This is a genomic window from Ancylomarina longa, from assembly GCF_003996985.1.
In the GTDB taxonomy this organism is placed as follows: domain Bacteria; phylum Bacteroidota; class Bacteroidia; order Bacteroidales; family Marinifilaceae; genus Ancylomarina_A; species Ancylomarina_A longa.
On the sequence record NZ_RJJX01000001.1, the window covers coordinates 228,908 to 246,082 of the forward strand.

General features: G+C 34.9%; 13 protein-coding genes. 6 read left to right on the top strand and 7 right to left on the bottom strand.

All coding sequences use genetic code 11. The features are described from left to right. Positions 1 to 60: 60 nt before the first annotated feature. The 6 genes from DLK05_RS00910 to DLK05_RS00935 form a co-directional block, all read right to left on the bottom strand. Positions 61 to 915 (bottom strand): sulfurtransferase, encoded by an 855-nt coding sequence (locus tag DLK05_RS00910; RefSeq protein ID WP_127342088.1) that lies wholly within the window; start codon positions 913 to 915, stop codon positions 61 to 63. A 70-nt stretch (positions 916 to 985) separates the two neighbouring features. After that, entirely contained in the window at positions 986 to 2,020 is a 1,035-nt protein-coding gene (locus tag DLK05_RS00915) for a porin (RefSeq protein WP_127342089.1), read from the bottom strand. A gap of 109 nt (positions 2,021 to 2,129) precedes the next feature. Next, a complete protein-coding gene (locus DLK05_RS00920; protein WP_127342090.1) occupies positions 2,130 to 3,107 on the bottom strand; it encodes a rhodanese-like domain-containing protein in 978 nt (325 codons plus the stop codon). A gap of 80 nt (positions 3,108 to 3,187) precedes the next feature. Beyond that, entirely contained in the window at positions 3,188 to 3,706 is a 519-nt protein-coding gene (locus DLK05_RS00925; protein ID WP_209319635.1) for a rhodanese-like domain-containing protein, read from the bottom strand. An 11-nt stretch (positions 3,707 to 3,717) separates the two neighbouring features. Then, entirely contained in the window at positions 3,718 to 4,887 is a 1,170-nt protein-coding gene (locus DLK05_RS00930; protein WP_127342092.1) for a cytochrome b/b6 domain-containing protein, read from the bottom strand. Between the two features lie 11 nt (positions 4,888 to 4,898). Next, the gene (locus DLK05_RS00935; RefSeq protein ID WP_127342093.1) at positions 4,899 to 6,506 is read right to left on the bottom strand and encodes a tetrathionate reductase family octaheme c-type cytochrome; all 1,608 of its coding nucleotides are present in this window, start codon (positions 6,504 to 6,506) and stop codon (positions 4,899 to 4,901) included. Between the two features lie 246 nt (positions 6,507 to 6,752). On the opposite strand from DLK05_RS00935, the gene DLK05_RS00940 reads away from it, so the two are divergent. The 6 genes from DLK05_RS00940 (at position 6,753) to DLK05_RS00965 (ending at position 15,311) form a co-directional block, all read left to right on the top strand. After that, positions 6,753 to 7,445: a Crp/Fnr family transcriptional regulator gene (locus tag DLK05_RS00940; protein ID WP_127342094.1), complete on the top strand. Its 693-nt coding sequence runs from the start codon at positions 6,753 to 6,755 to the stop codon at positions 7,443 to 7,445. A gap of 432 nt (positions 7,446 to 7,877) precedes the next feature. Next, positions 7,878 to 10,238, top strand: a complete 2,361-nt coding sequence (locus tag DLK05_RS00945) for a TonB-dependent receptor (RefSeq protein WP_209319636.1) — start codon at positions 7,878 to 7,880, stop codon at positions 10,236 to 10,238. A 172-nt stretch (positions 10,239 to 10,410) separates the two neighbouring features. After that, entirely contained in the window at positions 10,411 to 10,986 is a 576-nt protein-coding gene (locus DLK05_RS00950) for an RNA polymerase sigma-70 factor (protein ID WP_127342096.1), read from the top strand. Positions 10,987 to 11,072: 86 nt separating this feature from the next. Then, positions 11,073 to 12,104, top strand: a complete 1,032-nt coding sequence (locus DLK05_RS00955) for a FecR family protein (RefSeq protein ID WP_127342097.1) — start codon at positions 11,073 to 11,075, stop codon at positions 12,102 to 12,104. Then, positions 12,097 to 13,938, top strand: a complete 1,842-nt coding sequence (locus DLK05_RS00960; protein ID WP_127342098.1) for an STN domain-containing protein — start codon at positions 12,097 to 12,099, stop codon at positions 13,936 to 13,938. Before DLK05_RS00955 ends, DLK05_RS00960 begins: the two co-directional genes overlap by 8 nt. 311 nt (positions 13,939 to 14,249) lie before the next feature. Beyond that, on the top strand, positions 14,250 to 15,311 hold the full coding sequence (locus DLK05_RS00965; protein ID WP_127342099.1) for a hypothetical protein: 1,062 nt from the start codon (positions 14,250 to 14,252) through the stop codon (positions 15,309 to 15,311). A 296-nt stretch (positions 15,312 to 15,607) separates the two neighbouring features. Here the strand turns inward: DLK05_RS00965 and DLK05_RS00970 are convergent, their stop codons facing one another. Continuing rightward, positions 15,608 to 16,339, bottom strand: coding sequence for a hypothetical protein (locus DLK05_RS00970; RefSeq protein WP_127342100.1), 732 nt, complete (start codon positions 16,337 to 16,339; stop codon positions 15,608 to 15,610). Positions 16,340 to 17,175: the final 836 nt, after the last annotated feature.

The following is a 17,175-nucleotide window of genomic DNA, read 5'->3' on the forward strand; positions in this document are numbered from 1 at the left end:
GATGCCCATTTTTAGACATCCTTCTCGTTTTAAAATACGAATAGAATAAATACTTTTATCCTACTTCACTTTATTCGTTGCAATGCTTTGCCATTCCAAATATGCTCCATCATAAACCCTAACTTTTGGATAATTCAATACAGAAGTTAATGCAAGATAAACGATACCGGCTCTAATACTTGTTTCACAAAAAAGAATGACCTCTTTATCAGGAGTAATACCTTTAGCCTTGAACAACTTTGCCAGTTCATCTTTACTTTTAAGCATTTTTTTTGTGTTAAGCATATGTTTATATTCCAAATTTATCGAGCCAGGAATCTTCCCCTTTCTTATTTTACTCTCTTTTGTTCCATTAAATTCCTCAGGAGAACGAGCATCCACTAATACAAAATGGGGATTATTTATTACTTTTTTCACATATGCCATATCGGCTATTAAATTAGGATTTGGTTTCGCATGAAAAATAGTTGCTTTTACTTTGGTTGGAATTCGCGTTACCGGTTTTCTAAGCGCTTTCCATGCACTAATATGTCCATCTAAGATTTTCACATCAGGAGCCCCCAAGTATTTTAAGATCCAATATAAGCGTCCGGAATATTTACCTGTACCTCCATCATAAAGAACAATTTTATTCGTTTCGCTAATTCCTTTAGAACCTAATATTTTTGCGATTTCATTTACTGGCTTCAAAACAGTTTTAACCGGAATATTATTATACAAATCCTTGTGATTTATATTAATAGCTCCTACGATATGCACTTTTTTGTAATCTGCAGGTTTCCTTGCCGAAACCAGAACCACATTCTTGTCTTTCATTATCTTCAAGTAATCCTTTACGGAGATTACATCAGCTTGAGCCAAACCCATTTGAATGCCCAAAAAACAGATAAGGGCAAGAAATAAAAGTCTTTTCATAATTTTTTATATTTAATTATTTCAGTATCATTTAAATTAAAACCTAAAATATTCTACATCTTAATTAGTATTAAAATTTCACAGTAACCTGAAGCATGAAAATATCATTATCAATTTCATGAGCTCTTTCAGCACGATATATATAGTTTGCCTGAATTTTTGTCCAATCATTTATAAAGTAATTTAAACCATAAGTCGTGCAATATTCCGTATTGTCATCAAGATCTTTATCTGAATCGAAATATTCAAACTTCACAACAGGCTGAAGGTTAGATTGCGTTCTGTACATTGCCATTAAAAACATACCATCACGCTTCACATCTCCTGTATGCAATTCAAGCTCTTCTCCGCAACCTCCTCCAGTTGTATAAGAACCAACATCCTTACCGTACAAATACTCACCTTGTAACATAAATGCACCTTTTTTATACTGAAAATCTGCGCCATAACGAGTTCTTTCATCATCCGAAGCCCCTTCTACCTTTGATGCTGATTTGCCATACTTATAACTAACACCAATCTTTAAATTTTTATGAGGATTCATTACAATGCGAGCCGCATAATCTTTGTATTTATTATTATCGTTTTCAAATAATCCGGTTCCATTAGTTATTGCAACACGATATTGAAATAATGTTGTATCCGCACCACCCAAAATCATAATTCCACGATCACGATCTGGTGTAGCTAATTGCATTACCACTTTTGAACGATTAATGGTATGCAGTTTATGGCATGGAGTATTCAATTCCAATGAAATAGGAGACTTAAATGATCCCACTGATATTTTAGCAAAATCATATCTCGAGTAGGTAACAAAAGCATCCAATAAGTATGGAGTTCCATCATTTTTAGATGGACTTGTTTCCAAAACCATATAATAACTAATATCATAAGGAATAATACCCATTACACCAATTCTAGCTCTGTTAAAATCGAACGTATTCGTATCATCGTTTGTATCCATTTGATTGTATTCAAATCTCGGTTGAAAAAAACCAAACACATTAACACCCTCAGTTGAAGGTTCATCGCATCCCTGAGCATTTACTATGTTGGGAATCAATAATGCCATTGAAAGCATAAAAACATATATATTTTTCATGTGATCTAATTTTTATGTTGAAGAAACTGCATAACTTCTACTGAAGAAATACAATTCCGATAACTCAGTTAATTTATATAGAGAAATACTCTATTATTAGTAATAATGTCTAATCTGTACTTAAGGGCAAATCTGTTGTTGGAGTAACAAACTTATGAACCTCTAAGTTTGGATAAATCATACTATTAGCACCGAATTTCAAGGATAAAGCATTATACCCAAGGACATTTAAATATGCAGTAACCATAGATGATGTCTGACCAGTCCAACAGTAGGTTACAACTGTAGCATCCGGATCAATATTTGCAATTTCTCCATTTTCTATACTTAACGGATTAATTCGATGAGCACCGACAATATGCCCATAATGATCCACATCAGCTTGTGCCCAAAAGTTATTAATAAAATAGTTGGTGGGATTTGTCAAAACATCTGTTGCTGAAACGCCTTTAAACCCACCTGATATCATTGACTCAACTCTTTCTTCAAGAATAGCTGGTCCTGTAGTAGAAGTAACTATTAAAGCAGGATATTCGAATGATTGAATGCCTGCAATAGGATCTGTTGTCCAACTAACATTACCAATTGCAGCAGCACCATTTACATCTCCCGAATTAGCTTCCCATTTACCTGAAAGGGTTGAATTCCAACCACTCATTCCCCACTTTAATACTTTAGCTGTAAGATATCCGCTTAAACGAAGAGCCACAACTGCATGAGCTGCAGTTTGACCAGTATAACATACCACCAAAAGAGGTTTCGTTGTATTTTGAGCATCGACAAGAATATTTCCTAATGTCGAATTTACTGCACCTTCAATATGTCCATTTGCATAATCCGCAGCAGAGCGAATATCAAGAATATCATAAGTATCAATAAAAGTGGCTACATCAGCAGCAGCAGGTGCTGCTACAATCCAACCAGTTAATACATCAGGTAAGTCCATATCATTATCCACTAAATAAGTAGTTAAGATTTCAAAACTATTATCCCCACCTACAACAACACTATCATCTTTTTTGCACGAAGAAAGAAACAACGTCGGCACGAGAGCCAAAATCAATAAATATTTCAATAATTTTTTCATAACTATTAGGTTTTGAATTAGTATTTAGGTTCTGATTTTAAATTTTCAACATAGGATAAATCCTATTTCTTATTTTGGAATTAACAACCACCAACTTCTTCTACTTGCTGATGAGATTCTTCTTCCAAATTCTTCTCCTGCATCAAAGGATAGCTTAGTTCCCATTTTTTAAATCCCCCTTTGATATATTTTACATTTTTATATCCCAGCTTTTTAAGTGATTCAGCAGCTAATGCACTTCTGCTGCCCTTTTTACAGCACAAAATAAATTCTTCATCTTTCGCTGGCAAATACAGTCCTTCATTTTCCCAATACTTATTGTTAGCTATCTTAAATTCTAGTGAACCTCTCGGAATATTGATAGCACTCGGAATATATCCGTAATTAAATTCAGTTCGCTCCCTCACATCAATCAGGTTAAACATTTCCATAGAATCAATTTTTTGTTTCACCTCTTCCACGCTAATAGCAGCAATATTTGATTGAGCAGCTTCAACCATTTCTTCAACATTAGCATAATCAGCTTTATTATTACAACTCAGGAACACTTGAGATGTCAGTAAAAACATCAATACGAAAAGTAATTTTATATTTTTCATAATATACATTTTTAATCTTCTTTAGATTTACGTTTTTTAAATTCTTCATCAATACGAATTTGTTTTTTTAACAACTCTCTTTCTGCTAATAACTGCCCCGTTGTATCAATTATGAATCCTTCAATACCTACAATTTTATCTTCCTTATAAACTGGTGATATAGTTAAGGTGTGATAACCAATAGAACCATCCTTACAAATTCGTTTTACTTCGCCGTGATTAATAATTTGCCCCGTTTTAAGTACTATTCCGACATGAGCCTCCAATTCAGCAAAATCCTCTTCTGTTCTACTTAAGCGATAATGCTTACCAATAATTTCATCCTTAGAATCATATTTATAAAGTTTGTACCATGTCTCATTCACGTCGTTGTATATTCCGTCTTTACCAATAAAGAAATAACCAGCACCGCTATTCTCAATCGCATCTTTAAATCGAGGATCGGCAAGCGATGTAATCCCTGCCTTTTTACCAACGCTACTTATCGCCGCATCAAACAGCTCGTTATAATCTTCAGTTGATTTTAATTGGGCTCGGCTCTTCAAAATTGATGTTTCAATATCACTAACCAAACGTTCTTTTATTTCTTCTTCACTCATCTCTTCCCAACCCGTAATCATCGCTTTTATAGCAGACATCGGTTTATATCCGGTTGTTGTTAAATATACATGAGCAATCATGAAAGCAAGAAGCAAAAACGCTCCGAAAGTATGTATAACTGCCACTAAATCCAGACTTTGAAGCTCCAGCCCTTTAATAGGATAATGGAAGTAGAGATAAAGAAACCCTGAAATCACCTGTATAGGAATCACCAGGACTTTTAATCCCAAATAGATCAATCGTTGCAGAGGATTAAACTTGTTATAAACCAATTTTTTTGTTGGATGCGGAGCTCCTCTAAAAATTCCCACGACATAATAGTCAAATTGTGCTTTAAGGTATTTTGTTGTTGGAATATACTGCTTCCATTCACCAGTAGTAAAATGCCAAAATATCGCAAAGATGATCAAGACCAGAAATGCCCAAGCAGCAAAGTCATGAATTTTAACAGCAGTACCGTAGCCCAACAAATTAAAAGAACTATGAATTTCAAAACCGGAAATCATCAGGATTAGGATTAACAAAGCCTGAGCCCAATGCCAAAACCGTTCAAATATTTTATATATATATACTTTCTTCATTACTTACTCTCCTATATTTTAGATGATGATTTTTTCCTAAAAAGAACACGTAAGGAGCCATGAAGTATCGCCCCAAGAGCAGCCAAAACAACCAATCCGATACCGATAAAATCAAAGAATCTGTTTTTATCTCTACCCGGAAGATAAAAGTCATTCAGCTGAGCTAATCGTCCTTCATTTCTACTATGGCACTCCTTACAACTCAAAGCTTTTTCTTTGGGCGAAACCATATGATTTAATGGCCAATACATTTCTGTTTTAACAAAATCATATTTACCACTAAAAGGGAGTCCCAAATAATTCATTCCCGCCTGAGATGCTTTATTCCAATCAAAATCTTTCCAATAAGCACTGTCCCCTTTCATTTCGGCATATAACTTTGGTTGTATCAGTTTGTTTAAAACAGGATCGAAGATTTGTTTGCCGCGATGAACCTTAACAGGCCATATTTTAGAAGGTTTATTTGTTTTTTTATGTTCCCCTTTATCCATGTAAGAACCACTCAGGGAATTCATTTGAACAGGAATCGTACCTATTGTATCGGTAATCAGCTGATGATTAGCAATTCCATTAAACCAATAATATTCAGGAATCACATCTGTGTCATAAACAAATGTTCCTTTAATAGACAAATAGTTGTGGTTACCGTCTGCATCATTTTCATGAATCGGATTCCCATCCTCATCCAAACGTCCTGCGGTTGACCAATCCCAATACAATTTGGTGCCATTCACCTTGGCATATGTAGGTATATGACAAGTCTGACAAGCCACTCTTATAAAGTGTTCATTTAATAATTTATCCGTATGAGGTGCATTGGAATGACAGTGGGTACAAGTTGCCCTATTTTTATTTTCGGATGACAAAGCATATAGTTTGCCTTCAATATTGTGCTTATCGGTAATATGACATTCAATACAACTCATATTTTCGCCTTCAACAGCCATGTGTACATCAACCTCTCTGTTGCAATCAAGCAATGCTTTTTCCAAATCACCGTGTTTGACATTATTTCCGCCACCACCCCAAAAATGACAGACTCCACAGTTTATTTTAGATGGTTTTCCTACACTTTGAGCAACATAGTTTAAATCAACTGATTCATCTGGATATCCGGCTCCTCCTCGTTTCTTTTTGTAAGTATCGGAATTATCATGACAAATCAAACAATCAACATTTAGTTTATTGGAAAAATCAAAAGACTTATCCTTCCATCCATATCCAATATGACAACGTGTACAGGATTTTTCGTTTCCTGATATTCCAATACAAAAATTATTCAGAATATTTTTCTTGCCCAAAGGAAGCTCCCCTTTTCCTTCTAATTTTTCGGTTCGTTCCCACAACCAGTGGTTGGTTTTCATGATCTCGTCAGCGCGACCCGTATGACATGAGATACAGGCTGCCGTTACATCATGGGCTGTTTTAAATTCCTGTTTCAGTTGAGGAAAAGTAGAATGATCAACCGAAGGGGTTAAATTTCGATTTTCCATTCTAATGTAATTTTGAACTTTCAAGACCGAAGTAGAGTCAGTCTCCCTATTTTCTGTTTCTATTTGCGCATTACTCCATAAAGGAAACAGAAAAGCAACAAAAAAGAATAGTCGTATTTTTTTCATAAGCCTTAAAGATTAGGTATAGGATAAATTTAAGTGCTTATCAGATTAAATAAATAAAAATAGCAGTAAGAAGGATCTTGTTCTGAATACAATTACATCAAATAGAAAATGATCTGGATCAGAATAAAAAATGATTCTCATCAGAATAGTATTTTTCTAGAACTAAAAATAAAACCAGACTTAAGTAATAATTGTAAAGAATATTAGAAATATTTGATATTTTTATGAAGAGTAAAAACTATAAATATGACTTGTAAATTCAATAATACCTGTACTATTTTCAATAAAAACCTCACTCTTTTTGATGAATTATCGTTAGAACAACAAAAACTAATTGAGGCAAATAAAGTGACAGTTACTTATAAAAAAGGAGAAACAATTTGCAAGCAAGGAGCCTTTGCTTCTCATATAATGCATATCAAAAAAGGTTTAGCTAAAGTTTATTTAGAAGGAGATGCCAGTAATCTTATTTTAAAAATTGCACCCAGTAACAGTTTAATCGGCATGCCCGCCATTTACGAAGGAAACAATACTTTTATATATTCTGTTACTACTTATACCGAATCAACTGTTGATTTAATTGATATGAAGGTATTTAAAGATCTTCTACAGGAAAATGCAAAATTTGCCTTTCGTACGCTTAATATTATGAATGAAAATATTATTCAAATCTACGGACGATTTTTTTGTTTGTCGAACAAACAGCTTCACGGTCGCATTGCAGATATCTTAATGTGTTTAAAAGATCGGGTTTACAAAAAAAATAAATTTGAATTTTCCTTTTCGAGAAGCGAATTGGCTGAACTGACAAATATGTCAACCGAAAGTGTAATTCGTGTCATGAAGAATTTTAAGGATGACGGATTAATTCATCAGGAAAACAAAACGCTCCAAATTTTAAATCCTGATATGCTGAACAAAATTAGCAGTCTGGGATAATCGGATTGCCCAAGAGTTATAGATCTAATTTTAGCCTGATACTGCAGAAATAAGCAATTTCCACATTGAAATATTAGTTATAAGAAGTTAAAGCCCTTTGGTCTAAATCTTATCTTTTCCCAAGAATTACACCATCTTATCTACAAATTAAAACAGTGGTTATTCATATTAAATCACTTCACAATTCCTTGCTGCACATTTCCATTAAAACCTGTTAAACCTCATCATACTCCCTATCGATAAGATGCTGCAAGAAACAGGTACTGCATTCCTGTACATCAAAATCACGCACATCAATTCAAAAAAATCAAGGCTCTTGATTTTTCTTGCACACTTCTTTCTATAATCAAAACAAAAAAAAACATTTCAGTAGTGGGGGTATCTCCCGATTAAATTGTCTTCATGGTAATTGAAACATTTTTACAAATAACTATGCAAAAAAGAAACTGTATCATCTCCCTAATTCTAATTTTAGTATTGGGAATTCAAACCAATCTATCGGCGAACACTACCCAATTCTATCAAACCATACGTGGAAAAATAATTGACACAGAAAGCAAACAATCGCTAATTGGAGCAAATGTTGTGATATTAAATTCAAACCCGTTTATCGGAACGGCAAGTGATATTAATGGAAACTTCAGATTGGACAAAGTTCCTGTTGGACGTATCAACCTCCAAATAACCTGTTTGGGCTATGAACCCAAAATAATTACAAATATCGAAGTAGGATCTGCCAAAGAAGTAATTCTTAATATCGAACTTATCGAATCTGTTACAAAAATTGGAGAAATAAAAGTATATCCTAAAACTGCAAAACACGAAACACTAAACAAGATGGCTGTTGTAAGCGGGCAAGCCTTTACTGTTGAAGAAACCAGTAGGTACGCAGGTGCAATTAACGATCCGGCAAGAATGGTATCGGGCTATGCAGGGGTAACCGGAGATGCCGAAGGAACCAATGAAATTATTGTGCGTGGTAATTCACCCAAAGGAATTCAATGGAGATTGGAAGGAATAGAAATACCCAATCCTAACCACTTTGCAGACGAAGGAACTACCGGAGGTGCAATAAGCGCACTGAACAGTTTTATGCTGTGCAAGTCCGATTTTTACTCCGGAGCATTTACCGCAGAATATGGAAATGCTTATTCTGGTATCTTTGACATCAAGCTCAGATCAGGAAATAATGCAAAGCATGAAAATTCATTCGCTCTTAGTTCAGTAGGAGTTGATTTTTCACTTGAAGGTCCGATTCACAAAAACTATTCAGGTTCCTATTTAATTAACTATCGATACTCCTCTTTAGGATTATTGGATAAATTGGGTATTATGAGTTTTGATGGAGTCCCAAAATATCAGGATGGATCTTTCAAGATTGTTCTCCCTTCTCAAAAAACCGGAACATTTACGTTTTGGGGACTATTGGGCAAGAGTAGTATTGATGCTGTTGAAAAAACAGATGATGAAAGCTTAAAATTAGGTGAATATCAACTGAATTCTAATTTGGGTATTATAGGATTATCAAATCTTTTGCCTGTAGGAAAAAAATCTTATCTAAAGAACACTATTGCTTGGTCAGCCAACAAAATCCAAAATAAATCAAAGCTACTTGGTGATAATAACTCCATGTTTGTAGCAGTAAATGAAAACTACCAAAAATCGTATCTCAAATATGTCTCAACATTTAACACTAAATTGAATGCGAAACACAGTCTTAAAATCGGTTTGGTTTATACAAATCTTAGTTACAATGTCAAAAACATAAATGATCTTAAGAACTCAGGTATATCAACTGTATCATTAAATTCGGATGGCAGCTCACAACTATTTCAATCCTTCGTCAGTTGGAAATATCGGATTACATCCAATCTATCTGTAATATCCGGAGTACATAGCACCTATTTCCAATTAAATAAAGACTACAGCATAGAACCTAGATTGGGGATGAAGTTTCAATTCTTGCCAAACCAATCCATCTCCTTAGGAATTGGAATGCACAGCAAAATAGAAAGTATTTCAACCTATTTTGTACAATTAACCGATGCGAAAAATAATATTTATACGCCTAATTCAGACCTGAAGATGAGTAAAGCAAGACATTATGTACTCGGTTATAACAACCAGCTTGGGCGTAATCTACATTTAAAGATAGAGGCTTACTACCAGGATTTGTATAATCTGGCAGTTGAAAATAATCCAAACAGCAGAATTGTACTACAAGATTTAAATTCAGGTCTTGCAAAATATGATTTTGTAAATAAAGGCCGCGGAAAAAATTATGGACTGGAACTAACACTAGAACGTTTCTTTCACAACAATTTTTATTATCTGCTCACAGGCTCCTTATACGAAGCTAAATTCACCGCACTTGATGGAGTTGAGCGCAATTCACGATACAATGGTAAATTTGCTGCAAATATATTAATTGGCAAAGAGTTTAAAACAAGCTCGAAAGGACAAAATACACTAGGATTAAATGGAAAAATATCGTTCCGGGGAGGACAATATTACACTCCAGTTGATTTAAAGAAAAGTCAGGACGCAGGAGAAACTATTTATACAGATAATAGCTCATTTAGCAAAAGAGGTGATAATATTTTTATTCTGAACGCTTCAGTAAACTATAAAATTAATCACAAAAAGACACAACATGAATTTAAGCTTGAGATACAGAATGCAAGCAATCACAAAGCAAAAATAATGGAACGATATAACGAAGCCACTCATTTAATTGAAGATGCAGATCAATTATCTTTACTACCGGTTTTAAGTTATACCCTGCATTTTTAGCTTATAGAAATTACTAAAAAGTATCGCGCAAATTAATCGATATAGCAACTTGTACATCATAGCTTCGCTTTTAAGCGGGGCTTTACTCATGTAAAATTGCACATATCCCTTATGTTCGTTACTTTATCACAAAAAAAAACATTTACCTTTGTTTCTCTTAACAAGCTTAACATTGATCACACAACAAAGCATACAGTCTGATTGCATCAGCAGATCAGATTTCGAAACCCTATTTAACGACCACTATAGCCGGTTGTGTGCCTATGCCTACAATTTTATAAAGGAACAGGAAGGCTCGGAAGAAATTGTTCAAGAGGTGTTTTTTAAGCTTTGGATTAATCGATCAGATATCAAGATTGAGAGTTCAATAATATCCTATCTCTACAGAGCCGTCCGAAATGCTAGTCTGAATTTAATTAAACACATTAATATCAGAGAGAATTATAAGCAACACAATAAAGAACAGATAGAACAATCCGAACAATTAGATTCTGACCCCTTAAATGTTTCTGAATTAGAAAAAAAGATAAGAGCAAGTATTGATTTACTACCCGAGCAACGTAAAAAAATTTTTATCCTGAGTAGATATGAGCAATTAAAATATAAGGAGATTGCTGAAAAACTTGGAATATCGATAAAAACTGTAGAAAACCAAATGGGAAAAGCACTTCAATTTCTACGTAAGGAATTAGTCGAATATCTGCCACTACTCATTATTTTTTTCAACCACCTGATAAACGGGGAATAGGGTTAAATCAGTTTTTAATTGTCATACTAATGCAGATAAAGAATAAATATAGTAAACTAAAGAGCCTAAAGCCAAATACTAATTAAATGAGCATGAGAAATGAGAATAGACATATTAGCGATACTCTGCTTGCAAAATTTCTTTTGGGTGAAACCAGTCAGAAAGAACAACAGATTATTATAGGCTGGTTAGAGGAAAATATAGCTCATCGTAAACGCCTGGATCAACTGGAAGAAATGTGGCTGGAGACAGGAAAAATAAATCCACGCCCAATCCCTGTGAATAAACACTTAGCATGGAAAGTTTTAAATAAGCGTTTGGATCATCATGAAAAGCTCTCCTCTACTGTCCTTACAAAATTTTCAAAATTCAAGCTCGTTTTATACAGTGCGGTGGCTGCATCTGTTCTTATACTATTAGGCCTGTTTAATTGGTATTTGATTGACTCCTCTCAAAAACAGGAATTTTTGCTAACGAATAACACAAAAACAACTTTGACAGATACCTTACCGGATGGTTCGAAAGTACATCTAAATCAGCTTGCTCAAATTAATTACAAACCATCAGCTGATGGGCATAAAAGAGTAGTTCAACTAAAAGGAGAAGCTTTTTTTAAGGTTAAAAGAGATACACTAAAACCTTTTATAATTCATGCAGGTATTGGTAGTGTTAAAGTATTAGGCACCAGCTTTAATGTAAAAATAAAAAAGAATAGAGATATTGATGTGAGCGTAAAAACAGGACGGGTAGAACTCTTTTATCCCAACAAAGCATTGACTGATACGCTTCACATGGTTTTAAGAGCAGGAGAAAGTGGATTGATATCACTGCAAAAAGATAGTATTATTAAGATGAAAAATCCTTCTGCCTTTTTCTGGATGGACAAAAAGCTGGTATTCCGTAACAAGCCACTGAAAGATGTTTTTGAGGTACTTGAAGATTGTTATGCAGTAAAAATCAATTCGAACAATCCATCCATAAATAATTTAAACTACACATCTACTTTTATTAATAAAGATATAAATGAGGTTATTAAAGTTGTCTCTACCAGCTTTAACTTCACTTATACAAGTGAAGGAAATACATATACCATATTAGAGCTGAAAAAAGATGAATAAATTACTACCAGGAATATTATTTTTCTTCAATTGTTGGCTACTGTCGCCTCAGATCTGTGCACAGAATTATCTGGAAAATAAGTTAAGTATTGAAATCACCAACCAAAGAACAGAAGTAATCATGCTAACTCTGGAACAATTGGGTGGTTTTAACTTCTCATACAATTCACAACTGGTTGATCCGGCAAAAATTATCTCTCTTAAAGAAAGACAAGAAAGCTTACACAAAATACTCGACCAACTTTTTAATAATGAACTCACCTACAAGGTAATTGGATCACATATTATATTACAATCCGTAAATCCGGAAAAGGACAAAAGCAATACAATATGGATTCTTTCCGGAATCATTACTGATTCGAAAGGACATCCTCTGGAAAATGCAATTGTATATGAAATTAACCGGCAGACTTCTTTCATCACTGCATATGATGGAAAATACGCTTTAAAATTAAAGGGCAATCAATCTATCGGAGTAAATTTTAGCTGTAAGGGCTATCAGGATACTATTGCTTACATCCATCCTATGAATAAGCAACTGTTAAATGTAAGCCTTCAGAAACAAATTAGCACTACACAAATACAACGATCGAATGTAGTGCCGATAAATAGTAAATCTATCAACTGGACATATACCAATAAAGAATTGAAAGACATTGGCGTAGTCCATCTCATAGTGCCTAACGAAGCTCTTTATGTCTCCAATAACCTTAATGTAAGTGAAACAAAATTTGCACAAATCTCCTTTGTTCCTTTTTGGGGCACCAATTACCTCACCAGCGGCTTGGTTACAAATAAACTCTCTTTAAATATCCTTGCAGGATACGCTGCTAATGTAAAAGGATTGGAATTAGGAGGACTTGCAAATATCATCAGACAAAACATGAATGGGGTTCAAGTATCTGGTTTAATTAATATGGTTGGACAAGATGTTAATGGCCTGCAAATAGCAGGAGTAATTAATACGAATTTGGGGAATATGCATGGGATTCAAATCAGTGGTACTATCAATAAAGTAAAAGGAAAAATTGATGGTATGCAGGTAAGTGGATTAATGAATATTGCAGCAGCCAAATCTCTTGATAGTCTCAAAACTTCAGGTTGGAACGGACAGTTTAGCGGTGGATTCAATTTACATGGCGGAGACCAAACCAACCTCCAAATCAGTGGACTTTACAATCAGGCCAACAGCTGTTCCGGTCTTCAGGTTGCCGGTGGAATAAACATCGTAAAAGGCACAACCAATGGTTTACAACTGTCTTCCATTTTCAATCATACCGATAAATTACGAGGAGTACAGATTGCTTTGATCAACCATGCCGATACGATCGAAAATGGTTTTCCCATTGGTTTGGTAAATATTATCAAGAACGGATATCAAAAGCTTGAATTTTCGACAGACGAAAGCTTTTATTTCAATGCAGCCTATAAAACGGGAGGAAAAGCACTGTACAGTTTCTTAAGACTAGGAGTAGGCAAATATCTTAATGCTGCTTACGGAATAGGAATTACCAGCAATACCAAGCGTCGCCTTTCTGCCAACCTCGATCTATCCGGATCTGCCCTATTCAATACCGATTCCGAATATGATGTATTTGCGGGAGATCTGTACAGAGCACAATTGGGCTTAAACTACAAAGTATCCAAACACATTACACTTACAACAGGACCATCCTATAATTTTTGTAGTCCAAACAAAGAACAAAACAATGTTAACAATCCATCTATATCAGCTAAAAATTCCATCTATTTTGGAAATTATTACCTCGATAAGGCTATTAATACCAGAAAATCCCAATTCTGGTTTGGCTGGCAAATGGGATTAAGGTTTTAACCAGAATAATTTAAGCACGAATAATATCGAAATTCACCTGACTTTTTTAATCGGGAACAGAGCATTTATTTTCTGATGACATTTTCTACATATTCCACCAATATTGTCCAACTAAATTGGTGCTTCGCCCAAACCCGACTTCATTTTTTTTAAGCTATACAAAAAGTATAGATAAGTACATCACAACAAACAATCACATTCAAGTTTTTTCAAAAAATATTTTTATTTTTTTTAATCCGATAGGGGTATCCTCCTGTTCAATTGTCATCCTCCTATAATATCACAACACAATTATTTAGAAATTACAGAAAATGACAAAAACAAAATTTATCTCATTCGTTATCCTAATGGCATTGGGAACAACATTAACAGCACAACAGAAAACGCCATCAAATCGTAAATTTCAAACTACTTTTTTTCATCCAATCGGAACAAATGGTATTAAATCAACAGACTACACTAATGATTTTTCCTTTAACATGTTATTAGGAGTAAATGGTGGGGTTAATAAGATGGAAATTGGTGGATTAGTGAACTACAATAAAGGAGATGTGAATGGATTTCAGTTGTCGGGTATCGCCAATCTTAATCATGGGAATTCAACCGGTGCCCTTATTTCCGGAGTTTGTAATATTTTAAATGAAGATTCCAGAGGATTTCAGTTAGCAGGTGTAAGCAATATTAATTGCAAAAGCTCAAAAGGTGTAATGATTTCAGGTGTTACCAATATCTCAAAACAAAATGCAACAGGATTTCAATTGGCAGTATCCAATATCACCAATGGTAATTTTAAAGGAACACAGCTGGGAGTTCTCAACTTTGCAAAGACATTAAACGGTACTCAATTAGGGGTTTTCAATATTGTAGACAGTATTGGGAAAGGCACACCTATTGGCTTATTCAGCATCGTGAAAAATGGTTATTATGCAATTGAAATATCCACCTCCGAAGTTATGAATGCCAACTTAACTTACAAAATGGGAGTAGAACATTTCTATACCATATTTACAACCGGTTATACAAAGTACAAAAACAAAGATGTTCTTAAATATGGATTAGGAATAGGAAGTTTATTTTCGCTTGGTAAAAAACATCAAATTGCTCTTGAAGCAGAAAGTAGCCAATTGGTTTATAATAACGATTGGAATAAATTAAACCTGTTGAATACTATAAAAACCAATTACCATTTTCGTTTGAATCAGAAACTATCATTAGTTGCAGGACCTACATTTAATACCTATATAACGGAGAAAAAAACAGGGAATAAATACGGTACAATCAATGTTCCTTATACAATCTACGATCATGAAAGCAGTAAGAACAAATTATTTATGTGGATTGGCTTTAATGCAGGTATTTCATTAAGACTATAACACAAGCTGCATATAATCGAAAACCGCCCTGTCAGTATATTTTGGCAAGGCGGCTTTGTATTTTAGAACATTCCGATTTTCCTTGATTTTCCAGTACACGAAAATCATTAGCTTTGCAAAAGCAAAAGCCCCATTCTCCTCTCCTTTATTTTGCCTAACCTAAACTTACAGGGACAGGTTTGCAAAACATTAGAATATGGAAAACAGGGCCGGAATGCTGATAATACCAGCGAATCATCGGGCAATAAGTACCGGTGGTTCGCTTCTGGCATTTACCAACAAAAAACGATAACGATTTACTGGTTATCAGAACTACCAGACACTACAAGTTCCTCGTCCTGAGGTTCATTTTTCAGATAGCGATACTCAAAACCATAGGTGCGCATAAACCTTCGTTGCTTCGATGCCTCTTGCTTTCTCAGCGAGAATTGGATATAATCTGCAATTTCATGAATCATGTCATCTACCTCATCACGCATATCGGTTAAGGCTTGTTGCACCTGGTTAAATTCCCGATCGGCAGGGGCAACATCACCAATTTCGCGCTTTGCATTATCCAAATGCCGCTGAATTTCTGCAGCCGAAGGATTTTGCATGGCTTTGTAACCAGCCTTCACTGCTTCCCCATCCCCCAGGATGATATTTTCGGCAGCCTTAATCAAATCTGCATCTTTGCGGATATCAGGCAAATCGCCCGACAGGGTAATATTAAAAAAACGCAATACTTCTGCTGGTTGACTCATACGGTAAGTTCGCCGTTTTAATACCTCAAAGAAATCACGTACAAAAGTCCGAAGCACATCGATGCTTTCATTCTTTTCCCTCACCTCTTTCTGTCGAGCAGAAAGTTTAGAATTCACGAGCTCATAACTAGCCTGAAACCGATTCTTTATCTCCTCGGCATTTGTCAATAACTCCTCCGGAATAAAGTGCTTTTCTTGGGTTGCATCTTTTTTACCGGTTTCAATACTTTTCCCCAAAACTTCCAGACGCTTAGTGTCCGATTTTGGTAAAATTAAATTAGGCATATCTTTCTTATTTAATAATTATACATACAGGTTCCTTTTTTTAGCCAAAAAGGAATCCCATTAACTACATTTTTTTATTTAACCCTTACTTATAGTAAGTTTCCCCATTTCACAAGGCTTTCCTGTATTTATAAGGGGGTGCGGACTGAGTTCCGCGGGGTCTTCGTGTCGCACAAAGGGGGCACGGAGTGAAATCCGAGGCCATTTTCTACCTCACAAATAGGCGCGGAGCCAAATCCGAAAGCATTTTTCACCTTGCTAATGGGCGCGGAGCCAAATCCGAGGGCATTATCCACATCGAAAATGGGCGCGGAGTCAAATCCGAAGGCATTATCGACATCGAAAATGGGTGCGGAGTCAAATCCGAGGCCATTTTCCACATTACAAATAGATGCGATCCGAATTCCGAACCAATAAGAAAATCACAAAGTAATTGTGGGAAATATCATTTATCGGTAGAAATAGTCAGGATTTGCAATGCATGGATAGGCATAGATGATGCCCTCTCTTTTTATCCCGACAGGACAACACTATTATTTAAAATTTGGAATATAAATTGGTAAGCTACACTCACAATGCAACTTTTATTGATGAACTCGACTCCCCTATTCGAAACCATGAAAATATATTTAAAAAGTAAAATTGAAATTAATCATATCTTATAAATAAACAAAACAATATGTAAATATTTTGTGTGATATTTCGATAAACAAGCCATATACCCTGTTTAACAGGCATCAGACACTATGAACGAATACTTATTAACTTTCTATCAGTAGGAATGGTATTAGGGAAAATCAATATTTAAGCTAGTGTACCGGAATGGAGTATCATTG

What these genes read in the sequence shown, in the direction of transcription:
- DLK05_RS00910 (WP_127342088.1), bottom strand. Translation starts at nt 915, where the DNA reads ATGAAAAGACTTTTATTTCTTGCCCTTATCTGTTTTTTGGGCATTCAA.
- DLK05_RS00915 (WP_127342089.1), bottom strand. Translation starts at nt 2,020, where the DNA reads ATGAAAAATATATATGTTTTTATGCTTTCAATGGCATTATTGATTCCC.
- DLK05_RS00920 (WP_127342090.1), bottom strand. Translation starts at nt 3,107, where the DNA reads ATGAAAAAATTATTGAAATATTTATTGATTTTGGCTCTCGTGCCGACG.
- DLK05_RS00925 (WP_209319635.1), bottom strand. Translation starts at nt 3,706, where the DNA reads ATGAAAAATATAAAATTACTTTTCGTATTGATGTTTTTACTGACATCT.
- DLK05_RS00930 (WP_127342092.1), bottom strand. Translation starts at nt 4,887, where the DNA reads ATGAAGAAAGTATATATATATAAAATATTTGAACGGTTTTGGCATTGG.
- DLK05_RS00935 (WP_127342093.1), bottom strand. Translation starts at nt 6,506, where the DNA reads ATGAAAAAAATACGACTATTCTTTTTTGTTGCTTTTCTGTTTCCTTTA.
- DLK05_RS00940 (WP_127342094.1), top strand. Translation starts at nt 6,753, where the DNA reads ATGACTTGTAAATTCAATAATACCTGTACTATTTTCAATAAAAACCTC.
- DLK05_RS00945 (WP_209319636.1), top strand. Translation starts at nt 7,878, where the DNA reads ATGCAAAAAAGAAACTGTATCATCTCCCTAATTCTAATTTTAGTATTG.
- DLK05_RS00955 (WP_127342097.1), top strand. Translation starts at nt 11,073, where the DNA reads ATGAGCATGAGAAATGAGAATAGACATATTAGCGATACTCTGCTTGCA.
- DLK05_RS00960 (WP_127342098.1), top strand. Translation starts at nt 12,097, where the DNA reads ATGAATAAATTACTACCAGGAATATTATTTTTCTTCAATTGTTGGCTA.
- DLK05_RS00965 (WP_127342099.1), top strand. Translation starts at nt 14,250, where the DNA reads ATGACAAAAACAAAATTTATCTCATTCGTTATCCTAATGGCATTGGGA.
- DLK05_RS00970 (WP_127342100.1), bottom strand. Translation starts at nt 16,339, where the DNA reads ATGCCTAATTTAATTTTACCAAAATCGGACACTAAGCGTCTGGAAGTT.